16 protein-coding genes are annotated in these 24,493 nt (G+C 38.9%); 9 read left to right on the top strand and 7 right to left on the bottom strand.

What is annotated here, in order from left to right; translation table 11 throughout:
* Positions 1 to 24: 24 nt before the first annotated feature.
* Positions 25 to 798 carry a YggN family protein gene (locus H5090_RS09425; protein ID WP_024605080.1) on the bottom strand — a complete coding sequence of 258 codons (774 nt, stop codon included), beginning with the start codon at positions 796 to 798 and terminating at the stop codon, positions 25 to 27.
* Positions 799 to 1,124: 326 nt separating this feature from the next.
* Positions 1,125 to 4,019, bottom strand: a complete 2,895-nt coding sequence (rapA, locus tag H5090_RS09420; RefSeq protein WP_182695548.1) for an RNA polymerase-associated protein RapA — start codon at positions 4,017 to 4,019, stop codon at positions 1,125 to 1,127.
* Between the two features lie 305 nt (positions 4,020 to 4,324).
* On the opposite strand from rapA, the gene H5090_RS09415 reads away from it, so the two are divergent.
* The 3 genes from H5090_RS09415 to H5090_RS09405 are packed head-to-tail and all read left to right on the top strand — an operon-like array spanning position 4,325 to position 10,466.
* Positions 4,325 to 5,722, top strand: coding sequence for a PhoH family protein (locus tag H5090_RS09415; RefSeq protein WP_182695547.1), 1,398 nt, complete (start codon positions 4,325 to 4,327; stop codon positions 5,720 to 5,722).
* A 51-nt stretch (positions 5,723 to 5,773) separates the two neighbouring features.
* Complete coding sequence (locus H5090_RS09410) at positions 5,774 to 9,583, top strand: PAS domain-containing hybrid sensor histidine kinase/response regulator (RefSeq protein WP_182695546.1); 3,810 nt, start codon at positions 5,774 to 5,776, stop codon at positions 9,581 to 9,583.
* Positions 9,567 to 10,466: a diguanylate cyclase gene (locus H5090_RS09405; protein WP_182695545.1), complete on the top strand. Its 900-nt coding sequence runs from the start codon at positions 9,567 to 9,569 to the stop codon at positions 10,464 to 10,466. Before H5090_RS09410 ends, H5090_RS09405 begins: the two co-directional genes overlap by 17 nt.
* 68 nt (positions 10,467 to 10,534) lie before the next feature.
* On the opposite strand, the gene H5090_RS09400 is transcribed toward H5090_RS09405, so the two are convergent.
* Entirely contained in the window at positions 10,535 to 10,915 is a 381-nt protein-coding gene (locus tag H5090_RS09400) for a DUF3192 domain-containing protein (RefSeq protein ID WP_024596200.1), read from the bottom strand.
* 185 nt (positions 10,916 to 11,100) lie between these two features.
* Positions 11,101 to 12,045, bottom strand: coding sequence for a D-2-hydroxyacid dehydrogenase (locus H5090_RS09395; protein ID WP_182695544.1), 945 nt, complete (start codon positions 12,043 to 12,045; stop codon positions 11,101 to 11,103).
* A 389-nt stretch (positions 12,046 to 12,434) separates the two neighbouring features.
* Between H5090_RS09395 and H5090_RS09390 the strand changes: the two genes are divergently transcribed.
* The gene (locus H5090_RS09390) at positions 12,435 to 13,568 is read left to right on the top strand and encodes a 1-acyl-sn-glycerol-3-phosphate acyltransferase (RefSeq protein WP_154903727.1); all 1,134 of its coding nucleotides are present in this window, start codon (positions 12,435 to 12,437) and stop codon (positions 13,566 to 13,568) included.
* A 105-nt stretch (positions 13,569 to 13,673) separates the two neighbouring features.
* The gene (locus tag H5090_RS09385) at positions 13,674 to 13,919 is read left to right on the top strand and encodes a DUF1289 domain-containing protein (RefSeq protein WP_008170756.1); all 246 of its coding nucleotides are present in this window, start codon (positions 13,674 to 13,676) and stop codon (positions 13,917 to 13,919) included.
* On the opposite strand, the gene H5090_RS09380 is transcribed toward H5090_RS09385, so the two are convergent.
* Positions 13,916 to 14,614 carry an ABC transporter substrate-binding protein gene (locus tag H5090_RS09380; RefSeq protein WP_182695543.1) on the bottom strand — a complete coding sequence of 233 codons (699 nt, stop codon included), beginning with the start codon at positions 14,612 to 14,614 and terminating at the stop codon, positions 13,916 to 13,918. The genes H5090_RS09385 and H5090_RS09380 overlap by 4 nt on opposite strands.
* 119 nt (positions 14,615 to 14,733) lie before the next feature.
* On the opposite strand from H5090_RS09380, the gene H5090_RS09375 reads away from it, so the two are divergent.
* From H5090_RS09375 to H5090_RS09365, 3 genes are read left to right on the top strand one after another with little or no spacing between them, the layout of a single operon-like run.
* Positions 14,734 to 14,937 (top strand): DUF3283 family protein, encoded by a 204-nt coding sequence (locus H5090_RS09375; protein WP_024596204.1) that lies wholly within the window; start codon positions 14,734 to 14,736, stop codon positions 14,935 to 14,937.
* Positions 14,938 to 14,951: 14 nt separating this feature from the next.
* The gene (locus tag H5090_RS09370; RefSeq protein WP_182695542.1) at positions 14,952 to 15,353 is read left to right on the top strand and encodes a GNAT family N-acetyltransferase; all 402 of its coding nucleotides are present in this window, start codon (positions 14,952 to 14,954) and stop codon (positions 15,351 to 15,353) included.
* A 25-nt stretch (positions 15,354 to 15,378) separates the two neighbouring features.
* On the top strand, positions 15,379 to 19,881 hold the full coding sequence (locus tag H5090_RS09365; protein ID WP_182695541.1) for an EAL domain-containing protein: 4,503 nt from the start codon (positions 15,379 to 15,381) through the stop codon (positions 19,879 to 19,881).
* 16 nt (positions 19,882 to 19,897) lie between these two features.
* Here the strand turns inward: H5090_RS09365 and H5090_RS09360 are convergent, their stop codons facing one another.
* Together H5090_RS09360 and H5090_RS09355 are read right to left on the bottom strand one after the other, a co-directional pair.
* Complete coding sequence (locus H5090_RS09360) at positions 19,898 to 20,851, bottom strand: ion transporter (protein ID WP_182695540.1); 954 nt, start codon at positions 20,849 to 20,851, stop codon at positions 19,898 to 19,900.
* The gene (locus H5090_RS09355; RefSeq protein ID WP_039488310.1) at positions 20,851 to 23,520 is read right to left on the bottom strand and encodes a bifunctional acetate--CoA ligase family protein/GNAT family N-acetyltransferase; all 2,670 of its coding nucleotides are present in this window, start codon (positions 23,518 to 23,520) and stop codon (positions 20,851 to 20,853) included. The genes H5090_RS09360 and H5090_RS09355 overlap by 1 nt, the downstream gene beginning before the upstream one ends.
* A 114-nt stretch (positions 23,521 to 23,634) precedes the next feature.
* Here H5090_RS09355 and H5090_RS09350 point away from each other — a divergent pair, with 114 nt between their 5' ends.
* Complete coding sequence (locus H5090_RS09350; protein WP_002962579.1) at positions 23,635 to 24,351, top strand: SIMPL domain-containing protein; 717 nt, start codon at positions 23,635 to 23,637, stop codon at positions 24,349 to 24,351.
* Positions 24,352 to 24,493 lie beyond the last annotated feature (142 nt).

The following is a 24,493-nucleotide window of genomic DNA, read 5'->3' as shown; positions in this document are numbered from 1 at the left end:
TTATTCTAAAAACGAATACGTACTCTAAGACTTTATTTGCACTAAATCGTAATCGGCCATACCAGGTACTATTGCCTGTAAGCGAGATTCGGTTACATCGAGTGCATTTAAACATTCGCAATACTCAGAAGCCTTAAGCTCTAATTGATGTGCCTTTTTTTGTAGCGATTTATCAATTTCTCTTGAGATAATATCCATGCGTTGCCCCATGTCGTTAATGCGATCTTCTATATTACCTTCACGCGATTTAAACGCATCGCCAAGTGATACCAAAATAGCACCTAACGATCCATGAACAGCAGAGTGAATTTGCTGGCTGATCTCTTTAGTAAAAAAATCATCTATTTGCGAAAGTGATTGAGGGGCTATAAAAAAGAAGTCATCTCCGCGCTTAAACTTATCCATTAGCGCGCGCTCTACATACTGCAATTGTGTTTTAAGTACTTCAGGTTCTTTGTCTGACATACCTTCAACTACGTGTTCAATAGCGCTTAAGCCTAAGTTAACACCATCGGTAGCAAGGTTTACTAATTCGGGGACTGTATGGCGAATACCATTACTAAACTGTTCGAGTACTTTGCTTTCGTCATCGCTTAAATCAACCCAATAACCGCGAATAAACAGTTGGTTATTGTTATTAATTTGGACACGAGTTTGGCCTTTATCTAATATGCGAATTGCATCGTCAGTAATAATTAAACCATGACGTAATTCAACATCGCATTGGGCTTGAGCAAAGACACTAGTGCTTGAGAGCGCTATGGAAAACGCCAATATCGAACGAGATAGAAACGCCATAAACACCTCAAAAAGACTAAAATGGAAGGCGAGTAGGTTAACAAAAAAACAACTTTATGCAAGGGAAAATAAACCTATCAACTATCTCACAGAATAGTTGTATAGAGTGCAGCTTGAGTTTTTAGATATGGTTATGCTTAGCAAAATCGACAGTCCAACAAAGGGCTTAATATATAGCTAGAGAGGGTAGAAGTGGCTCATAGTAAAATAAGAACACGTGGTTTTTAAATGAAGTTTAAAAAGGTACAGCTATTTATATCAATTAAGCTTAATAGCCGACTCTAAATTTACTCTGGAGTCGGCTCAAAAGACTAAAAACTAAATATTTAGTGTGAAACCACTATTAAGCGAATTGCATCAAGTTGTAACTGCGTTTTTTCAATATACGTAGTTAGGTCGTTACGTTGCTTATCGTAGAAGGTAATTTCTTCTTGGCGAATATTCGGATTAATTTGCTTCAGGGCAACAAGTCGCTCTTGCTCTTCACTGAGTGATGTTTGCATTTTAGCAAGTGACGCTGCGCGAATAACTTCAAGTTTTTCTTGTGCCATATCTTTAGCGGTAGTGATCATTGGGTGAACAGCGCTTTGCAATGCACCGGCAAGCTTACTTGCTGTTTGGCGGCCTACGGCTGATAACTGCTGATTAAAGCCTTCAAATGCCACGTTTTCACCTAGGTTATTACCTGCTTTATCGAGCAATATACGAATTGGTGTAGGCGGTAAAAAGCGACCAACTTGTAATACTTTTGGTGCCATTGCTTCTGCAACAAAAATAAGCTCAACAAAAAAGGTACCAGGCGGTAACTTTTTGTTTTTAAGTAATGCTACTGATGCGCTACCAAAGTCGTCGTCACAAATCATATCCATGGTGCCTTGCACCATAGGGTGATCCCAGCTGATAAAGTGTACATCTTCTTGCGAAAGTGCAGTGTCGCGATCAAAGGTAACCGTCATACCGTCTTCTTTAAGCGATGGGAACGATGCATTTAACATATGTTCCGTTGGCTTTAAGATAATGGTGTTTTCGCCTTTATCTTCTTGGCTTACGCCAAATGTGTCAAACACGTTGATCATGTAGCTTGGCAATTCAAACTGGTTATCGAGTTTTTCGATATCAGTCACAAGCGAGTCGGCAGCACCTTGACCCGATGAATGTAGCTCTAGTAAACGATCTCGTCCGCTTTCCATTTTTTTACGCAGTACCGCATTTTGTTGTGCTACTTGCTCAAGTAATGGATCGAGTTCGTCTTCATCGCAGTTATGCGCAGAAATATGCTCAAGTAGGTCATCACGGAACTCTTTATAAAGCATTTGCCCCGTTGTTGATGTAGATTCGAATGCATCTAGACCTTCGTTATACCAACGTAGCAGTACTTCTTGAGCGGTGTTTTCAAAATATGGCACATGAATGTTCACATCTTGCGTTTGACCTATACGGTCTAGTCGACCAATACGTTGCTCGAGCAAATCTGGATTTAGTGGTAAATCAAACAACACTAAGTGATGCGAAAACTGGAAGTTACGACCTTCTGAGCCAATTTCTGAACACAGTAATATTTGTGCATTATCGTATTCGTCTGCAAAAAATGCAGCAGCGCGGTCACGCTCAATAATCGACATGCCTTCGTGAAATACCGACGCTTTAATTGCTTCACGTTCACGCAGTATTTGCTCAAGGCTGATAGCTGTTTCAGCTTTAGCACATATAAGCAGTACTTTTTCGCGCTTAAGTGTTTTAAGGGTGTCGATTAACCAATCTACACGTGGATCGAATAAACCCCAGCTTGCGCTTTCGCCTTCAAATTCTTGGAATATTTTTTCAGGAAACAGAGCACGGTGTGCACTTAGTTCAGGGTTTTGAATACCGCCCATATTACCAAGAACCGACATAGCCGTTTTATACTGCTTTGGTAATGCCATTGGGTAGGCGTGTAATTTACGGCTTGGGTAGCCGTCAATGCCGCTGCGGCTATTTCTGAATAATATACGACCTGTGCCGTGGCGATCGAGTAGCATGTTAAGTATTTCTTTACGCGCTGGTAAATCACCTTGCTGTGCTTTTTCAAGAATATCAGTAATGTCGGTTTCTTTTAATAGCTCAATTAGCGTGGCTTTGGCTGCGTCGTCCAGAGCTTGCTCTTGCAGTAATTGATTTGCCGCTTGCGCTACGTCTTTATAATTTGCTTCTTCTTCTTTAAACACGTCGTAGTCGTAAAAACGATCCGGATCGAGTAACTGTAAACGTGCAAAGTGACTGCTGTGACCAAGTTGATCAGGCGTTGCTGTAAGCAAAATAAGACCCGGAATATCTTGGCTAAGCTCTGCCATACGTTGGTATTCTGAGCTTGGCTTGCCGTTATTGATACTTAGGTGGTGGGCTTCATCTATTACTAAAAGGTCCCAATCAGCAAGCGTTGCTTGTTCAAACCAACGTTTTTTCTTGGTTAAAAACTCAAGGCTGGTAAGTACTAGTTGCTCTGTATCAAATACGTTTGGAGAATCTGCAAACGCTTCATCGCAGCGCTCTTCATCAAAAATAGAAAAACGTAAGTTAAAGCGGCGTAGCATTTCTACTAACCATTGGTGTTGTAGATTTTCAGGCACCACAATAAGTACGCGGCTTGCACGGCCACTAATAATTTGTTGATGTAGTATCATGCCCGCTTCAATTGTTTTACCAAGGCCTACTTCATCTGATAAAAGTACGCGTGGGGCAAAACGTTTACCCACTTCTTGTGCAATATAAAGCTGGTGCGGAATAAGATTAGCACGCTGACCAATTAAACCTTTAATAGGCGATTGTTCACGTTCAAATTTATGTAACCACGTTTGGTAGCGAAGTGTGTAGCGATCAAAACGATCTACTTGGCCTGCAAATAAACGATCTTGTGGTTTATTAAATTTAATAAAATGATCTAAAAAGGTTTCTTTAAGTTTAGCCGTTTCGCCATTATCAACACGGGTGCCGTGATAGCAAAGTAACTCGCCTTGTACTTCAATAGACTCTACTTCTAATTCCCATTCTTCAACGCTTTTGATCACATCGCCAGGATTAAATGCCACACGGGTAACAGGTGCTTCTGCACTAGAATAAACACGGTTTTCACCACTGGCAGGAAATAATATGCTGACCTGACGGCCTTCAATGGCAACAACGGTGCCTAATCCTAAATCTGACTCTGTATCACTGATCCAACGCTGACCTAAGGAAAAATTCATGTATGTCTCGTCTATGATGAAAAAGGCGGCTATGTTACCTGTAAGCTAACACCACTGCAAGGCGCTATTTGGCTCACTTTTAATTAATTTTGTAAGTGTTAATTATTACTATTAAAACAGCTTGTTTATGACTCTTTTTTAGGTAAATCAAAACTAATTACAGTTTGTAATAAAACGGACTTTTATGACAAATAGACTAAACTTACATTATGCCTTAGCAATTAAGTATTGCAGGTTTAAGTTTTGCCCGTTTTACTTAGTTATTTTGGTATAGCATAAAAATCATAAAACGTAAGGAAAGTGCTATGGAAAAAGCTTCGAACCTTGAAAGTAAAATGTATGTGCTAGATACCAACGTACTACTTCACGAACCACTCGCTTATTTGTCTTTTCAAGAGCATGACGTTGTAATTCCGATGACGGTGCTTGAAGAACTTGACCATATAAAAGACAGAAAACACGACGTAAGCCGTGATGCGCGCGTCGCTATTCGTGGATTAGATGAAGTTCTTAAAAATGCAACGCCTGAACAAATGCTACAAGGCGTGGCGCTGCCGAGTAACAAAAAGGCAAAAGCGAGCTCTGCCGGTACCCTCATTATTGTAAACGACCATTTATTTGCCGACTCTATTTCTGGTCTGCCGGGTAACGAAAACGACCATCGTATTATTAATTGCGCCGTGTATTTACAAAAGCAGCACAGTGATTCAAAAGTTATATTAGTAACAAAAGACATAAACATGCGTTTAAAGGCCAAAGGCGCAGGGCTTAAATATGTTGAGGATTACCGCACCGACCAACTTATTGATGACATAAGCCTGCTCACTAGTGGTTATAAAAAAATTGAAGGTGATTTTTGGCAGCATGTAGGGGAGTGTAATACGCAGCAACACGGACGTGATACGTTTCATCATGTGCCTAAAAACTTAATACCTGATGTATTTTGTAATGAATATTTACTTGATGGAGAGGAGCAGTTTGCGGCGCGTGTTAAATGCTACGATGACGAGCACATAACGCTAAAAGATATTGGCGTTGAGCGCCTAATGCATCAACAAGCATGGGGCGTTAAGCCCAAAAATATTTATCAAGGGATGGCATTAGATGCACTGCTGGATACAAGTATTGAACTTGTTATTTTAACAGGGCCTGCTGGGTGTGGTAAAACCTTGTTAGCACTTGCCAGCGCCCTTGAAATGGTAATTGAAAAAGGTATTTACGATAAAGTAATAGTCACCCGTAATACCCCTGAAATAGCAGAGTCCATTGGTTTTTTACCCGGTACAGAAGAGGAGAAAATGGCGCCATGGCTTGCAGCCATTACCGATACGCTAGAGGTATTGCACAAAGGCGACGAAAATCCAATATCGAGTCGAAATTACATAATGGAGAAGGCTAATGTACAGTTTAAATCGGTTAACTTTATGCGCGGGCGTAGCATTCAAAATGCAGTGGTAATTTTAGATGAGAGCCAAAATTTAACGGCATCTCAGCTTAAAACGATTATTACTCGCTGCGGCGAAGGTACTAAATTAATTTGTACAGGTAACTTGGCGCAAATTGATAGTAACTATTTAACGCCAGTAACATCGGGCTTAACGTACATAGTAGAGCGCTTTAAAAACTTTGAAGGCAGCGCAACAATAAACCTCAACGGTGTTGTGCGTAGTCGCTTAGCGTCATTTGCAGAAGAAAATTTATAACTTGCGCTTAACAAATTGGCTCGATAGTCTATCGATTGATTTTCGAGCCAAATGGCAGGCAGTACATTGAATTTTTTACCTCTGAAGCATTACTATCGTTCATTATTTATTGCGCTGTTAGTGCCATTGATTGTCGCTTTTTTACTGTGCTTGCACTTATATAATATAAAGCTTGAGCGGACGGTTGAAAAACGCCAAGCTGACTTTACAAATGTTTCAGCACAGGTTACTCACGGGATGGACTCGGTGAGTAATCTACTTACCACCATGTTTAACTTATACGAGCAAGCGACTTATCCCAAAATAAACCAAGATTTGCTCGAAGGCATAAATCAATATGATGGTTACTATTATCGTCATTTTATTGATCAAAGTACTGAAATAGTGGGTAAAGGTGAGTTTGCGTTATCTGCTAAGGCATTAATGCAGTGGCAGCAGGCTATTACATTAGGGCCTTCGTTTAATACAACGCTTGCATTAATGCAGTCGTTATCTGCTGTAGCGTATGTTGATGATAATGGTTTTGCTTATGTAAGCAGGCACAACAAAAGCCAAAGTTTTATGCTTACTGAAATTTTAAATGGAAAATTTAAGCCAAAATTTGCGCAAAACAAACTTACTTCAAGTCCTATTGTTAAGGTGAATGACAATTCGTATTTTGCTATTGGTCGACAACGAAGCACAGGCTCAGCCGATTACATTATTTTAATTTATGATGTTCAAGCAATTTCTGGATGGTTAAAAAAGGTGTCACCGAACAGTGGTGAATACGTTTTTATGAACCAATCGCATCAAATTATCGCCAGCTCTAAACAGATAATAGAGCAAGCGACTGCGTTAAAAAATTATTGGCCAGACTTGGCCGATCATCAGAGTCAAAAAACAGTATTAACTAGTGATAGTAATTACTTTATGCAGCCTATGGATGCGTTACCTATTCACGCAGCATTTTACGAGCACAAACCCCAATTAATAAGCTCAATTAAGTATGAGATATTACTAGAGTTTACTTTTTTAACGCTATTTTTAAGTATTATGTTTGGCGTGTTTTTTTGGTTAAGTCAGCGCATTTTTATAAAGCCGATGACTCACTTAATGTCATACCTTGAGAGTAACGGGACACAACAAGAAGAGCAGCTAAATTACAAAGTACCACTGAGCTGGCAACCTTGGTTTTCTAAAGTGAAGCGTGTATTTACTAAAAACAAACAGTTAGTTGATTCATTACAAAGTGCAAATAAAGCTCTGGACGACCAAGTTCAGCTACAATCAGAAAAACTAAGCCGCAGTTACGAAGCGAAAGAGCGCCACTTAGCTTTACTCAACACTATGCTAAACAGTGTGCCAGACCTTATTTACTTTAAAAATATTGATGGTTCATTCTTAGGATGCAATAAAGCATTTGAGGCATATATCGGTAAAGATCAAACTGCATTAGTTGGTAAATATGTAGATGATTTAGGTGACAATGATCAGCAAATAAATGCGCTTGAAAAACAAGTATTACAAAACAGAAATAGTGTTGAACAGCGAATAGAAACCGATACAAAATCGTATCAACTTACTATTGCACCTTTTTATAACGAGCACCAACACCTGTTAGGAACCATGGGCATTGGTCGCGATATTACCGAGCAGCAACAAACATTATTGGCCTTAAAATCATCTGAATCTAAATTTAGAAGTGCAATTGAATTTGCGGCTAACTGCGTGGTTTTACTCTCGCTTGAACACACCATATTGCAAGTAAATAAAGCAGCAAGAAAGCAGTTTTCTGATCAGCCAGTACTAGTTGGGGAGCAGTTGAAAGCATTATTTGATGACTCCCAATGGAAGCAAATAAAAAGCACTTTAGCGCAATTGCTAGATGACAAAAAACGCGTATACCATTTAACGCTTGCTCAAGGGGGCTTAACAAGCTGGTTGCAACTAAGTGTATCGCTTGTCTGGGATGAAAACCGCGATCCAGCTTATTATGTTATACACATTCAGGATGTGAGTGCATTAACTAAATCAAAACTAGATGCCGAACGAGCAACCCTAGCTAAAAGCCGCTTTATAGCCAATTTAAGTCATGAAATACGTACCCCTTTGAACGCTGTTTTAGGGTTGCTTGATATGTTAATAGAGCAAGGCTTAACGCAAAAGCAATTACAACAAACAGATCAAGCTAAGCATGCAGCACAAAGCTTGTTATTAATGCTTAATAGAATGCTTGATTTTGCACGTATTGAAGGTTCGCAAACCGATTTAAAACAAGCGTCTTTTAGCATGGTTGAGCTGGTGGATATTTGTGAAAGCTTAACGACTCCATTGTGCGAAGGAAAAGGTATTGAATTTGTTATTGATATTGACCCGCTAATAGCACCTGATTTGATATGCGACAGTATACGTTTGCAGCAAATATTAGGTAACTTATTAACTAATGCCGTTAAGTTTACAAAAACAGGTTCCATTACTTTAAAAATGGAACTTATTGAAAGCGATAGCCTAGAGCAACAGCATATTTGCTTTAAAGTAATCGATACTGGCATGGGTATAGATGAAGCTGATCAAAGTCGCTTATTCGATGCTTTTACTCAAGGTGATGAATCTTCAACCCGCATACACCAAGGGGTTGGGCTAGGTTTAGCTATTGTTAAACATGCAGTATCGTTAATGGGTGGGGAGATTGCTTTAAAGAGTAAAACAGGCCACGGCAGCGAATTTTATTTCAGTATTAGCTTGTTAGTTGATACCACTAAAAACACAGTGCTACCGACTAATACATTGGCTATTTTATCTGATCAAAGTAAAGAGCTTAAGCAGGTAACAAATGCATATAACGAACTTGCTAATATTAATTTAGATGAGGTACTAAAATACCCAATTAAGCTCTCTAATACTCAAAAAATAATAATTGATGCAGCTGACTTACCTGCACTTTTAAATGTTGAAGCGATTAATGATTCGTTATCAGCTAAAGAAACATCGGTAATTATTATTAATCATCAGCACACACTTAATTTACCGACAAGCGAGCACTTAGCTGCGCACCACGTTAAAGCATCGGCATTAGGGCAAAGGCTATTTAGTTTGAACTCTCAGCAAAAGCCTATAGTTAATACAAGTGCCGCAGTTCACAGTGCAACTGAAAGTAAAGCTGATATATCGGGTCTACTTGTATTAGCAATTGATGATAATCAGCTTAACTTAGAAATAATTAGCAGTGTTCTTCGCCAAGCAAACGTAAATATTGTCACGGCTTTAAGCGCATCAATTGGTATGGAATTATTGCAAGTTTTAAAGCCTGACTTAATATTGATGGATGTGCAAATGCCGAAAATCGATGGCTGTCAAGCAACCGCTTTGATTCGTCAACAGTTTGACGCAAAGCAACTGCCTATTTTTGCTTTAACGGCTCATTGTGAACCTGCTGATGTAGAACGTTCTTTAAAGTGCGGCATGAATAAACATTTAACTAAACCGGTTGTTGCTAAAGTACTTATTGATGCAATTGCTGATTTAAACTTAGTTAAACCAAGCTTTTTTGAAAAATCATTTGCTTTAACGCAGTTTAGTATGGATGAAAAACTACTTAATACGATGATTGATAAATTTGCTAGCTTGTGTGAAACCCAGCTATCGCAACTAGAAGAAACAACCAATAAGGATGATTTGGTACGTTTAGTGCATAGTATCAAGGGTGTTGCAGGTAATTTAGGTTTTAGACGATTATCACATTGTGCTTTATTGTGTGAAAGAACGCTTAAAACAACTAATAAGCCTATTGAAATAACACTACAAGAGCTTATCATACAGCTAGAACAGGTAATTGTTTTTATAAAAGGGCTAGGGGTTAGGGATGTCGAAAAGAGCTAAAGTACTTATTGTGGATGATGATCCAATCAACAGATTAGTACTTGAAAAAACACTTAAAGCAGAACACAACGTGTTCTTAGTTGAAAGTGGTGAAAAAGCACTGACCTTTGTAAAAACAGCGCAAGTTGATTTAATAATCCTTGATGTAATTATGCCTGGAATTGACGGCTATCAAGTACTTGTGGAGCTTAAAGAAAACCCAATAACTCAGTCTATTCCTATTATATTTATATCAGCCAATCGTAGCCATGATGATGAAGCAAAGGGCTTAGAGCTCGGTGCAATGGACTACATAACCAAGCCATTTAGCCCTTCTATTGTTCGCGTTAGAGTGCGCAACCAACTCCTCATAAAGCAAAAAAATGATTTGCTAGAAATGCTAGCTTCGATAGATGGCTTAACTGAAATACCAAATAGACGCTACCTTGATGAAAACTTATCTCGAGAATGGCGCCGCAGCAAGCGAAGTGGAACACCGCTATCGGTGTTACTTATGGATATAGACCACTTTAAACGTTACAACGATTGCTACGGACACCGTGCTGGCGATGAGTGTTTAAAGAATGTTGCGCAAGCACTTGCAGCTCAATGTGAACGTGGCAGTGACTTTATTGCTCGTTATGGCGGAGAAGAATTTGCTGCTGTGCTACCAGGAATTGATAAGCATGAAGCTATGGAGTTTGCTAATAAATTACGCAATGCTGTAAATGCTTTGAATATAGAACATAAAGCTTCATTAAATGCAGACCACATCACTATAAGTATAGGTATTGCCACTACACAAAGTGGTAAAGTGTATGCTGAGCAAGCATTATTAGAAGAGGCCGATTTAGGCTTATATGCCGCTAAAGATGCAGGGAGAGATAGAATAGTCGCACGCTAAAAACTTAATATACAAAAAACGCCAATATTCATATATTGGCGTTTTTGTATCGAACTACTTTTTATTGGTTACTGCGTGATCATACCTAAAGCGGTGTCACCAATGCCCACCAACTTATCATTTTTAAATACAAGTGGCGTACATTCATCTTTTGTTGTTTTTGAATCTGAATGCTTGCTATGCGTTACATAAAAAAGTACTTGGTATACATCGTCATCTTTTTTTAATAGCTCAGTGAAATTAGGCGTTTTTAATTGCGTTAAAACAGACTGGTAGCTGCTATCCATTTTTAGCTCTGATATCACTTCACGATTATTTTTATGCTGTGCTTGCCAGCTTGATGAGTTTTTCCCTGCCCAATGAGTCTCAGCTTCGCCATCTGACACGGCAATAACACAGCCTGTTAAAAATGGAGCGATTAAAGCGGCTGCTAAAAGTGATTTTTTCATTTTTATTTACCTTAATAAGATTTTTAATTGGTTATTAACTGTATTAAAGCAAAGAGTAGACCATATTGATAAGTTGTTATGAATCAGTTTGTTAAGTGAGTTAAGCTGTTTTTATCTAATAAAATATTAAATATATTAGTAAAAACAGCCACTTTTTAGCTTATTTGATTACTACAATAAAATGATTAAACCAAGCGGTTGCGTGATTCACCTTTAGTAAATGCCGCAATATTCAAACTTACTTCATTAATTAAACGCACAATAGATTCAGTACTTGCCCATGCAATATGTGGAGTAAGTAATAAGTTATTGCCTGTGTAATTAGCAAGTGGATTTGAAGCTTCAGCAGGTTCTTTAGTTAGTACATCAACACCCGCTCCAGCAATTAGGTTTTGCTTAAGCGCTGTTGCTAAGTCGGCTTCGTTAATAATACCACCACGTGCTGTATTAATAATTATAGCGCTTGGCTTCATCATTTTAAGCTCATTAAGTGCGATTAAATCACGTGTTTCATCTGTAAGCGGGCAGTGTACGCTGATTATATCGGCTGTTTTAATGACGTCTTCAAAAGGCGTACGACCATCGCGACATTTAACCCCTTTACGCTCTGCAACAATAACATTAGCGCCAAATGCCTCAGCCACTTTAGCAACGCCTTTGCCTAGCGTACCGCCGCCTATAATGGCAAATGTTTTACCTTGCAAGTCGTTAAAGCTGTAATCGAGTATGCAAAACATTTCACTTTTTTGCCATGCGCCTTGCTGGCAATCCGCCTGATAGCGGTGGGTGTTACCCAGTAAGTTAGTAATTAAAGAAAATGTATGTTGAACAACTGAAGGGGTTGAGTAGCCAGCTACATTAGTTACGGCAATACCAAATTTTTTAGCGGCTTCTAAATCAACATTATTAGTACCGGTTGCACTTACGCAAATTAATTTCAGCTGTGTTAGCTGACTAATCGTATCGCGATTCAAAACTGCTTTATTAGTGATTAATACATCAGCGCCTTGGCAATGCTCAATAACTTGCTCTGGGCTGGTAAGTTCATAAGTCGTTAATTTACCAAGTTGTTCTATACACGAAAGAGATGTTTTAGCTAACGTTGCGTTATCAAGAATAGTAATGTTCATTATGAGCCCTAAAATAAGTGGATCTGAAAGAGTTAAAATCGTAAAAAAGAGGCTTACGATCCAACAAAAATCTAAAATATGGGCTTAAGGTACTACGAAAGAAAGGCTTTGTTAATGCTATTACTACCAAATGATTAGAGGGCTATGTAGTAGTGGTCTGCCCACTAGCAGATTGAGAACATGGTATTTTGCTAGACTGATCAGTTTTTTTGCACTTATAAGCAAGCCTGTGGTCATAGAAGGTAATTAAACTCGGCTTTAAAGCAAGTTGCTAAAATAAAAAATCGTTTTTTTGGTTATTTCGCATTTTAGATTGGCTGAGTTATAATCGGATATAGACATAAACGGTGCGCTTTAGCGTGCCGTTTTTTAACATTGTAGATGTAGTAATGAGTGAATTAGAAGATAAATACGCAGATATACGCCCATACAACGACGACGAAGTTGCGGCGTCGCTTACACGTTTGATTAACGATGATGCGTTTATTGATGTAATAGCAAAGTATAATTTACCGCGCTTTTTATCGGCAGTGCCTTTTATTGCACGTCCAATGGTAAGAAGTCAGTTACGCAAAAAATGGGGCAAAGTAAGCACCGTTGAAGATGTGCAAAATGAAGTGGCGCAATACTTAGATAAACTAGTGAAGCGCACCACATCAAAAGTTACCTTTTCTGGGCTAGATCAGTTAGACGCTAATCAGGCCTATTTATTTATTTCAAACCACAGAGACATAGTGCTTGATCCTGCATTAGTTAATTGGGGTTTATATCAGCATAAAATGAAAACAGTGCGTATTGCTATTGGCGATAATTTATTGCAAATACCTTACATTACTGAGCTTATGCGTTTAAATAAAAGTTTCATTGTTAAGCGCTCTGCTAAAGCACCAAAAGAAATGTTAAAAGCATTAACCCAGTTATCGTCATATATCTATGACTCTTTAATCGGTGGAAATTCTATTTGGATTGCACAAAAAGAAGGACGTGCAAAAGACGGTTTTGATCAAACAGATCCTGCCCTTTTAAAAATGTTGCAATTAAATGGACGTAAACAAAAGAAAGAATTTGGCGATTATATTAAAGAGTTAAAAATAGTGCCTGTTTCTATTTCTTATCAATATGAACCGTGTGCAATTGCTAAGGCTAAAGAGCTTTATCATAAACAGCATCATGGTGAATATATTAAGTCAGCGGGTGAAGATATTGCCAGTATTGTTGAAGGTTTTAGTTCAGCTAAAGGGCATGTGCATTTAGCATTTGGACAGCCAATCGAATCTAAATGTGATAGTGCTGAAGAGCTTGCTAAAACAATTGATAGGCAAATTGTAGATTCGTTTTATTTGCACCCAGGTAATTACATTGCTGGTGGCTGTAAAGAGGCGGTAATAGACTCTCCAGATACAGCGACGTTTGAACAGCGTTTAGCCTGTGTACCAGAAGAGTTAAAACCGTTAGTGCTGGCCATGTACGCTAAGCCATTTCACCGTAAAACAGAGATAAATACCAATAGCTGTGAGTATTAATAATCCCAGCTCAACAAAACTAAGCAGCAATTAAATTGCTGCTTTTTTTTTGCTCAAAAATAACGCTATACTAATACCTCCTTTTCAACTGGGCGGTACTTATGCATGCAACAAATTGAAATATTTGATATTCCAAGTCCTTGCAAAAGTATTTGCTTAGTTAACAACAGAGGGTATTGCAAAGGGTGTTATCGTAGTCGGGATGAGCGCTTTTCGTGGAATACCTTATCGAACGACCAAAAAAAGAAGGTGCTTAGTTTGTGCCAGCAGCGCTACAAGCGCTACCTTCAAAAAAAGCAGCAAAATGCAGTGCCAAGCACGCAGGCGCAGCAGCAAGGGTTCGACTTTTAAAAGCTTAATCCATATTTGGCTCTTAGTGCGTACGCAGTGCCATTGTTAGTTAGGTTAATTAATGACATTTTAAGCTTTTCTACTAAGTTTTCATTACGTTTATTTAAATAATGATAAAGCGGATAAGTACTCAATACTTCTTTTACAAAACAGCCTTGAGGTGACGGGAGCTCATTATTTTGCATTATAAAGTTAATCATCAAAGCTCCCTGTACTTTTTTCTGAGCAAGCAAATTAAGTTGGGTATTCATGCTTTTAACTTTAATAATATTCCCTGCAAACTGTGTGCTTGCTAAATAATGTTCTTGCACAGGGTAGCCATCAACAATTGCGACGCTATCGAGCTGTTCTAAACTGTTAGGTAAACAGTTTTTATATAATACTAAGTCAAACTTAAATAGCTCATAATCGACTCTAATTAAGTTTTCGTAATTTTCTTCAACGCTTGCATCTCTTCCTAACTGCCCATCAAGTACGCCATTATTTGCAGCGAGCAAAGCATTTTGGTGACTAAAATCGATTATATGTATTTTAAAACCGATATCTGCGTATGCTAACTTTAATAGCTCGAGGGCATAATCAGCTTGAGGTGTACTTTGCGGACGATTAAAAGTGAGGTTGTATTGATGACTAAAACAAGAGGCACAAAAAAATAAATTTACCAATAATAACAAGATACTAAAATGTCTATTCATTATCAGTTCCAATTACTACAGAAATAAATAAAATAAGACGCGTATAATAACAAGGAGATTACCTCTTGCCCAGTTTAGAGGGGGAATCAAATAATCTTAAAAGCGAATGAGGAAGTATTGTGAGTTTTAATTTATGCCTATTACCACGTGAAGAAAAATATCAAATTCAGTTAGATTATGAAGCGTCTTTTTGGGCGTATCAAATTAAGCGTAATAAAAAAACGAGAGAGCAAGTTTACAACACAATCCACAGCCGCCCAGTGGCAGAGCAAATGGTTTTGAAACAAAAATTTGAACAGTATTTAGCGCTAATGCTTAGCTAAATATCGATATAAAAATGTATAAAGTTGAAGTGTTAAATGAACTAAAAACCCCACTTGTGAATAAATTCTACAAAAAGCACAGCGTAAGAGGGCGTGCTAATAAACAAGATAAGGTATGGGTTACTTACTATAATAATGAAATAGTGGCAGCATGTAGGTTACAAGATAAAACAGAGTTTTTATTTTTATCTACCATGTTTGTTGCGCTGGAACATCGCGGTGAAGGGATTGCAAAACAATTGCTTTCAACACTCTTAAAGTCGCAAAATAGAGAGATAAAGACCTTCGCATATGAAAACGTAGCTGATTTATATTACGCTATTGGTTTTAACCAGGTGTTAACATATACTCTTGCTTTACAAGTACTTTTTGATACTTACAAACATCGAAATATAGTCGCTTTAGAGTACCCATAATAATAAATAATAATATGGAATAAGCATGAGTAAATGCGTTAATGGGATCATTAGTTGCTTTGTAGTTTTAATAACTATTCTAAGTTGCCAAGTAGGGGCACAAGTAAAACGTTTATCTCCAAGCGAAGGCTTATCGCAAAGCTACGTTAATACAATGCTTATAGACACTAACGGTTACCTTTGGCTTTCGACAGAGGCCGGGCTTAATCGTTATGATGGCTATCAAGTTATTCCAATAAACGGCCCTAATGGTGAGTTAGAAGAGGCGATCATCGATCGTATTTACCAAGACCCTCAAGGGCATATTTGGATTGCCTCTTTACTTGCAGGCCTATTTAGATACGACCCCGTAACAGATTCATATCAGCAATTTCTAGAAAAACCTACCAGTGAAGAAGAAATTATCAATCAGTCTGTTTTTAGTATGGTGGCCGTTGATAAAAAAACACTTTGGATTGGGCGAGGCCGCGACTTTGCAAAGCTTGATATCGCAACCGGAAAAATAACAACTATTTTTGAGCTGCCTGCTAAATATAAAAATACTCTTGTGAGAAAGCTGTTTGCCTACAATGGTTATATATTTATAGGTACAAGCCATGGTGCATACGTATTTGATATTGCCACCGAGCAAGTTAGACCTCTACAGCATTTAAAAGGTGAAGCTGAACATATTTACCAAAATAATGTGAAGTCTTTCGCATTAGGTGAAAATAAACAGTTGTTAGTAGGGGCGGTACAAGGCTTATACGAAGTTGATATTAGTAACTTATCAAAAATGTTTGAACGCCCAGATTTACCTTTTAAAAGTAAAGTATTACTAAGTGACTTAAATGTTTGGAGCATAGTAAACGAACACGGAACAATAGATTTAGCTACCGACAAAGGCTTGTTTAAATTTGATTTAAACACAAAAGAGATGATTAAAAATACTCGAATAGCCAAAAGTAAGTACACACTTGCCGATACCAGTATTATTGATATGGCTAAAGATAAATCGGGTGGTACATGGGTTGCGACTAAGACTGATGGAGCGTTTTACTTATCTCACGACAGCTATCATTTTAATAATGTCGATGGCACTTTGCTCGGGGGGGATGGTTTATCACATCACTCTATCTGGGGGATTACCGAATATAAAGACAAGCTTTGGCTTGCAACGCATAACGGTATTACCGAGGTTGATTTAAAAACAAATATTGGTAAAGCTTATTTAAAAGACTACAAAGTCGACTTACTCACCACTGAGTTTACCGTATATGAAATAACGCCCTATAAAGATAATTTATGGCTTTATACAAACCGTGGTTTATTTATTTTTGACCCTGTAACGCATCAAGTTAGCGAACCAAAAGTGCATAACCCTGCTGATCAAGAGCTGATTACTGGTAGAGTGCATGGCGTTACACTAATGCCAAATGGCGATCTATACTTTGTGCACTCAGATCATGGGGTATTTATATACAATATAGATTCTCAAGTAATAACGCGTCTGGGTGGCCAGTTTGACCAGTTTGAACCCTTTTTAGCTCATGGCTTTTTACCCGCGTTGAGCAATAAGCCAGACTCGCCACTATTTTTTAATGCTGGAATTTTATATCAAGTAAACCCAAGTGATTTAGCACTTAAAATGATTTACAAAGTGCCAAAGCAGCACGAAAACGTAGCCATTAGCGTGCTTTCTTATTTAATTGATAACAACAATATATTGTGGATATCACTTTCTAATTTTGGCTTGATAGGCCTTGACGCATCTACTTATCAATTAGTACATACAATCGATTTAGAGAAGAATAAATTAGGCACATTGCTTTACGATATGGTGCTAGATGATGATGGCATGATCTGGATGAGTAGCCATAAAGGCATTTGGCGATTAAACCCAGAAACACTTCATTTTCAACAATTTTCTACGTCAGAAGGGCTACTCTCTGCAGAGTTTAATAGTAACGCCATGGCACAGCTTAAAGATGGCCATATTGCGTATGGTAGCTTAAAAGGTTTTACTTATTTTCACCCAATGGAAAACCAAAATTACCAATCACTTATTGATCACGTAAATATTACGCGAGTTGATTTAATGTCACGAGATCTATCGCTTGATTTAAAACAGCCTCTTAACGAGGTTGTGTTAAACCATGATGATATTGGGCTTGAAGTGGCATTTTCGGCTATGGCATTTAGTAATCAAGAACGCATCATTTATGAGTATCAACTCGATAACGGACAAAAAAGTTATACTCGAAATAACAACCGCGTATTGTTTCCAAAATTGAATCCAGGTAATTACCAATTAAAAGTTTGGGCTAAAGACCCCCTGACTGGCGAATATACCTCGCCTGCTATTTTAAAAATAAAAGTAAAGTATCCGCTTTGGCGTGCACCTTATTTTATGGTGCTTTACGCCATGCTGTTTATTGGTTTTGTTGCTATGTGGGTTATGCGCCGTAATAAAATTCAGCGTATTTTATTGGCAGCAAATAAAGAAAGTAAAGAAAGCGAAGCGCGTTTAAAATTAGCACTTGAAGGCAGCGAATCGGGTGTCTGGGATTGGGAGTCGAGCAACCCAAGCATTTACCAACCCCGCTTAGCGAGTGAGTTAAGCTACGAAAATGAAACCGTAAGCCTTGATGAATATTTATCTAAAATTCATCCGCAGGACAAACAGCTATTTCGCTTAGAGTGGCTTGAATTTTTATCTACCGATAAAGGCTACTTTAATTGTACCTACCGCCTGCGCCATGCAAAAGGCTATTGGCGCTGGTATAAGGACTTTGGAAAAGTAGTTGAGTGGGATGATAAAACTCCACAAAAAGTAGCGGGTACTTATACAAATATGACCCGTGAGATGGTGTTTGAAGAACACGCTTTACTATTTACGGCAGCATTTGAGCAAACACGTGATTGGGTGTTTATACTCGATAAAAACTTAAATATTCGGGCTTCTAATAAATCACTGCAAACCGCCTTTAACTTCTCCGCTGAGTCGTTATCTAGCCGGACTTTAAATTTAGGTATATCGCGCAGCAATCGTTTTGATTATTTACGCATTATGCAAAAGCTATCTGTTGGGGAGCATTTTTCGTGCGAAGACAGTGTGGTTTTAGCTAATGGTGAATCGCGTCATGTACTTGTGAAAATAAGTGCAGTGGCCGATAACGAGCAGCGCCTTAATAGTTATGTCATTATTTTAACCGATATAAACGCACAAAAAACAGCTGAAAACGAGCTGCACCTATTGGCCAACTACGATGCCTTAACTGGGCTGCCAAATCGTACATTATTTAATGACCGCGTTGAACACGCCCTTGAACAAGCAAAACTGCATGGATGCAAAGTGGCTTTGTTACATATCAATATTAAACGTTTTAAATACTTTAATGACTCATTAGGGCACGAAGCGGCTGATGAGCTAATTAAAGAAGTTGCTGAGCGCTTAAAGTGCTCTTTGCGACCATCGGATAGTGTTGCGCGATTTGGTGGCGATGAGTTTGTCGTGTTAGTAGAAGATATTCATCAGATAGAGCAAGTACTTATAATATGTACTAAGTTGATGGATTGCGTGAATCAAAATATTGCGATTAATGGTCAAGTTGTAAACGTTAATTTAAGTATTGGTGTGTCGATATCGCCAGATGACGCAGAGCAAGGCCCCGCACTTTTAAAAGCTGCGAGCATAGCGTTATATCATGCAAAAGACTCTTTAGAAGGGCGCTACCAGTTTTATAAGCAAGAGATGAACCAGCATGTTCAAAGAGCGCTGCATCTTGAATCTCAGCTTACTAGAGCGTATCGAGAAGAAGAGTTTTGTAATTACTATCAGCCTATTATTAATGCTAAGAGCCAAAAAACAGAAGGCTTTGAAGTGCTGCTGCGTTGGCCCGAAAATAAACTAGTACAAACTCAAGAGTTTTCGCTGGCTGCAGAGGGGATAGGCTTAATTACAAAAATTATGCTGCAGACCTTTGCGCGCGCTTTATTGGAGTTAAAAGAGTGGCGAAAAGCCTCACCTAACCTGTATTTATCTATTAACTTATCAGCACTAGATTTTGAGTTTAAAGAACTCGTACCTGAAATTAAAAAAGCGTTAAATAATTCAGGTGTATCATCTGAGGCAATTGTTTTTGAAATAACCGAATCAATATTAATGCGTGATTCAAAAGAAGCGCTGCACAGCATGGAACAACTTAAAAAGTTGGGTTGTAGATTGTACATGGATGATTTTGGTACAGGTTACGCATCACTTACTTATTTAAAGCGTTTCCCTATTGATGTACTTAAAATAGATAGAAGCTTTGTACAAGACATAGGCATAGACTCTGATGATGAGGCCATTATCCAATCAACACTCGCGCTTGCAGATAGTTTAGGCAAAGAGTGTGTCGCTGAGGGCGTAGAAAGCTCGCACCAACTTGCTTTTTTAAAGGCGAGAGGGTGCAAGCATTTCCAAGGGTATTTATTTAGTAAACCGGTACCTAATACCGAAGTACTCGCGCTTATTAATCGCGATTGGAGTGATATATTTAATTAATCATAGCAGTACTTGTTTAAGGCCTTTTACCGCAGTGTCTGCAAAACAAATGGCTGTTATGCTCATTTAACTGCGTTTTAATGGCCTTATTAGCTTCTAGTTTACTCAAGCCTAACTTATGGCGTAGCTCTTCTAGGTGTACTTGTTGGGTATCATTAAGTGTACCATCTTGAATTGACTCGTGCACTGCGTCTTCAAAAAACTGACGCCGTTTACGTATCTGTTCTGAAAAACTAGACGCCAGTAATCCGGTAGGAATAGCGACCATACCCATGCTCAGTAGTGTGATAACGCCACCGAAAAACTTACCCAATGGCGTTATAGGTACTACATCGCCATAACCAACGGTCGTTAGTGTTGCCATTGCCCACCACATAGCCGCAGGAATAGAGCCAAATTTATCGGGTTGTATATCGTGCTCAATTAAATAAATTCCGCATGAAGCTAAAATAAGCACAACGGCCATTATAAAAAAAGCAGCCATTAATGAACTACCTTCATCGTTAAAGGCTTTTAAAAGTAGCTGCATGGCGCGTGAGTAGCGAGTGAGTTTAAATACTCTTAATAATCTGAGTATGCGTAAAAAACGTAAATCGAGAGGAAATAAAAACATCATTAAGCTTGGCAAAATCGCTATTAAGTCGATTAACGCAAGTGGTGATAAAAAATACTTTAATCTGCGTTTACTGTTCGAGCCTTCCATTGCTACATATTGTGTTTTATCTACACAGGCCCAAAGCCTGGCTAAGTATTCAATAGCAAAAATAGCGACCGATACAATTTCTAAAACTAAGAATTCGTTGTAATACTGCTCTGCCACACTTGGGATTGACTCAATAACAATGGCTACAACGTTAATCATTATTATGCTAATGAGCGCAATATCAAGAATATGCCCTGAGCGTTGATATTGACCTCTACCTTCAAACAGGCAAGCCATTTTTTGGCGTAACGTTTGCGGTTCATTCATTATTTAAGTTTAAGTACCATGTTAATACTGCCTTCTTCAAAGTCGCGACTAATTTTAAAACCTAGCTTACGGGCAAGTTCGATCATCCCTGTATTCTCTGGTAAGGTTATGCCTTCAATCGACTCCACACCTTGACGTTTACAGTGATTAATTGCAGCGCTCATTAGTATACGACCAAGCCCTAAGCCTTGGCAGTCTGAGCGTACTACAATAGCAAACTCAGCATGTAAGTTATCGGGGTCCATAATGACGCGAGACACACCCAGTGTACGGGTTTTACCTTCAAAGCGTTGGCACACAATAAACGCCATTTCACGGTCGTAATCAATTTGCGTCATTTTAGCGAGTTGATCGTGGTTAAACTGTGGAAGCTCGCCAAAAAAGCGTTTATATCTGTCTTCTTTGTTAAGTGACTCGTCAAATACTTTATGAGCTTGTTCATCTTCCGGTTTTATCGGTCTGAGCGTAGCTTGAGTGTTGTTTTTAAGTGTTACCACTTCAACAAGTTCAATAGGGTAAGGACGAATAGATAAGCGCTTACGATTGCTCTGAGCTTGATAGCGGTTAAGTGTCATAGTGGCATCGAGCACTAAAAACTGTCCATTGCTGGCAAGTATAGGATTTAGTTCCATTGAGCTTATATCGGGTTGATCAATAACTAACTGAGAAATACGCGTTAGCAGTGCACATAAACGATACTTATCAACTTTCTCGGGGAGTATGCGCTCCTTTAATACGCCTTTGTCGTGCGCTGCGGCAATTAAATACTTTGCCAAGTTCATATTCAGTGGAGGCAGAGCAACGGCGGCTTGTGCATATTCAAGGCCGGTGCCTGCTTCACCTAATAATATAACTGGGCCAAAATTAGGCTCGGTTTTAATTGCAATTCGCAGCTCATTTGCGCCTGCTCGCGGCGCCATTTTTTGTAATGAAAACCCTTCAATAACAGCATCCGGATAAGTGTTTTTAATACGGATAAGCATCGCAAAAGCAGTTTGTTCAACCTCGTTGGCGTCGTTTAAATTAAGCACCACCCCACCTACTTCAGACTTTGAGGCAATACTTGGACTAATCAGTTTTAATGCGACTGGAAAACCAAGCTCTATGGCTTGCTCTTTGGCTTCTGTTGGGGTGTAAGCGACCTCAGTTTGAATGCATTTAATACCATAGTGGTTCAATACTTGGCTTGCCTGATGAGTAGGTAAGTAGCTTTGTCCATCATCTAAAAACTCATTAATAAGGGTTCTAGCTGCCACCTTATTTATTTTTGCGTCATCAGTGTTCGACTCAGGTGTTTGCGTTAAATGCTTTTGGTTACGACGATACGTTACCAAGTGCATAAATGCGCCTACAGCCCCTTCGGGCGTACGATAAGTGGGTATTGCGTTGTTTGAGCACACTTTTCTGGCGGCGTAAGATGCGTCTTCACCCATAAAGTTAGTTATAACGTAAGGGCGCGCCATTTTGGGTAATGTTTGTAAGGTTTCTACAATAATGTTGGCGTAGTCTTCGCTGGGCGCAAGCGCTGAGGGAGTATGGATAATCAGTAAGTTTTTAACTTCTTTTGCGTGCAGTAAAATTTCTAATGCTTGCTTATAACGCGCAGGTGCTGAGTCGCCAAAAATATCCACAGGGTTTGAGGTGGTTTCTGATTGTGGAATGACTTTATTTAGCGCATTTCGGGTTTCAATGCTTAGTTCTGCTAATTTACCGGAGCTTTGAATTAGCTCATCAACAGCCATAACACCCGGGCCGCCACCATTAGTTAAAATTGTCAGTTGTTCTACTTTTAATAATTTTGGATGCATGGCGAGTGTTTGTGTCGCTGCAAATAGCTCTCGTAAATCATTTACACGCAGCATACCCGCTCGTTGAAATAACGCATCGTAAACAGCGTCAGAGCTTTGCTTTCCACCGGTGTGAATTTCGGCTGCAAGTGCGCCCGCAGTTGTTTTACCTGTTTTAATCGCAATTACAGGCTTACTAAAGGCCGCGGCTCTTGCTGCTGATATAAAGCCACGAATATCTTCAATGTTATCTATGTAGAGTAAAATAGCTTTGGTTTTAGCATCACGACCTAAAAAGTCGAGTAGTTCATTAAAGTTTATATCAAGGCAATCGCCTACTGATACAAAATATGAAAAGCCAATTTCTTTGTTTTTAGCCCAATCTAAAATGGTTGAGCATACTGCTGCTGATTGCGATACAAATGCTATTTTACCTGGGCTTGCCACGGTATGTGAAAAGCTCGCATTTAAACCAATATGAGGGATCAGCAAGCCTAAACAGTTGGGTCCAAGCAAAGTAACTTGCTTGGCTTGAGCACATGCTTTAAGCGCGCTTTTTTGCTCCCCAGACAGCCCATCGGCAATAACAATAGCGGTTTTACAGCCAAGCTCTCCAAGCTGCTCAATAATATCAATTAAGGTGTTTTTGTTGGTACAAATAACAGCAAGGTCGGGTACTTTTGGTAAGTCAGCAATAGAAGGGTAAGCAAGTACGCCATGTACTGCGCTATGGCTTGGAGTAACAGGCATTATTGGCCCTTTAAAGCCACCTTGAAGTAAGTTGCGCATAACCACAAAACCAGCCCGAGTTGATATGTTAGAGGCGCCAATAACGGCCACTGAGCTTGGGTTAAAAAATTGGGTTATACGCTTAAGGCTCATGGTTTTTCCTAGGCTGATTAAATTTTGCGTTATTTATAGTCTCAATGTACCCTGTTTACTGTGTTATTTCGAGCGTCTCGATGCTTATTATTGATATCAATCAAGGAGATTATTGTGAATAAAACCCCCGGTTTTTACATTGTTATAGCGGCTATTTGTTTAAGTATAGGCTTAATTAGCTTAGGGTTTATTTTAAAAAGTACCGCTTTGAGTGTGAAAGGGATGGAACGTACTGTGCAGGTTAAGGGATTGGCCGAGCGAGAAGTAATAGCCGATACGGTAATTTGGCCTCTGCAATTTAGTGATGCCGACAATAACCTTGAAAAATTAGTAAGCCGAGTTGAGAAAAAAAATGATGCGGTAACTGCTTTTTTAAAACTCCATGGTTTTGACGACGATGAAATAACAATAGGTAGCCAGTCAGTTATTGATAAGCAAGCACGTGAATACAGTAATGAAAATCAACAATTTAGATACATAGTGCGCTCAAATATTATTGTTTATTCTGCTGCGCCAGATAAAGTGCAAAACGCGCTGAGTAAAGTAAGCCAGCTTGCTAAACAAGATATCGCAATAGTGCAAGATAGCTACGAAACAAAAGTTGAATACATCTTTACTGGCCTCAATGATGTAAAGCCTGCGATGGTGCAAGAAGCAACTGAAAAAGCGCGTGAAGTCGCTAATAAATTTGCTAAAGACTCTAATTCAAAATTAGGCAAAATAAAAACAGCTCGCCAAGGGCAATTTAGTATCAGTAATCGAGATTCAAACACACCGCAAATAAAAAATATAAGAGTGGTAACCAGTGTTGAATATTATTTAAATGACTAGGGCCTGTTGACCTTTCAGGATTAAAATTTGTTCAATCTAGGGGCGATTTAATCGCGGCGTGAGGTTTGTAACCTAGCGGGCTAAGTAAAAACCGAGCAAAGCTTCCGCGTCCTGCTCACGCCCCTTACCTACATCCATGTAG

It is taken from the genome of Pseudoalteromonas sp. SR43-5, assembly GCF_014163835.1.
GTDB lineage: Bacteria > Pseudomonadota > Gammaproteobacteria > Enterobacterales > Alteromonadaceae > Pseudoalteromonas > Pseudoalteromonas distincta.
Note: the sequence above shows the minus strand (reverse complement) of the source record. Positions and strands in the feature narration are given on the sequence as shown.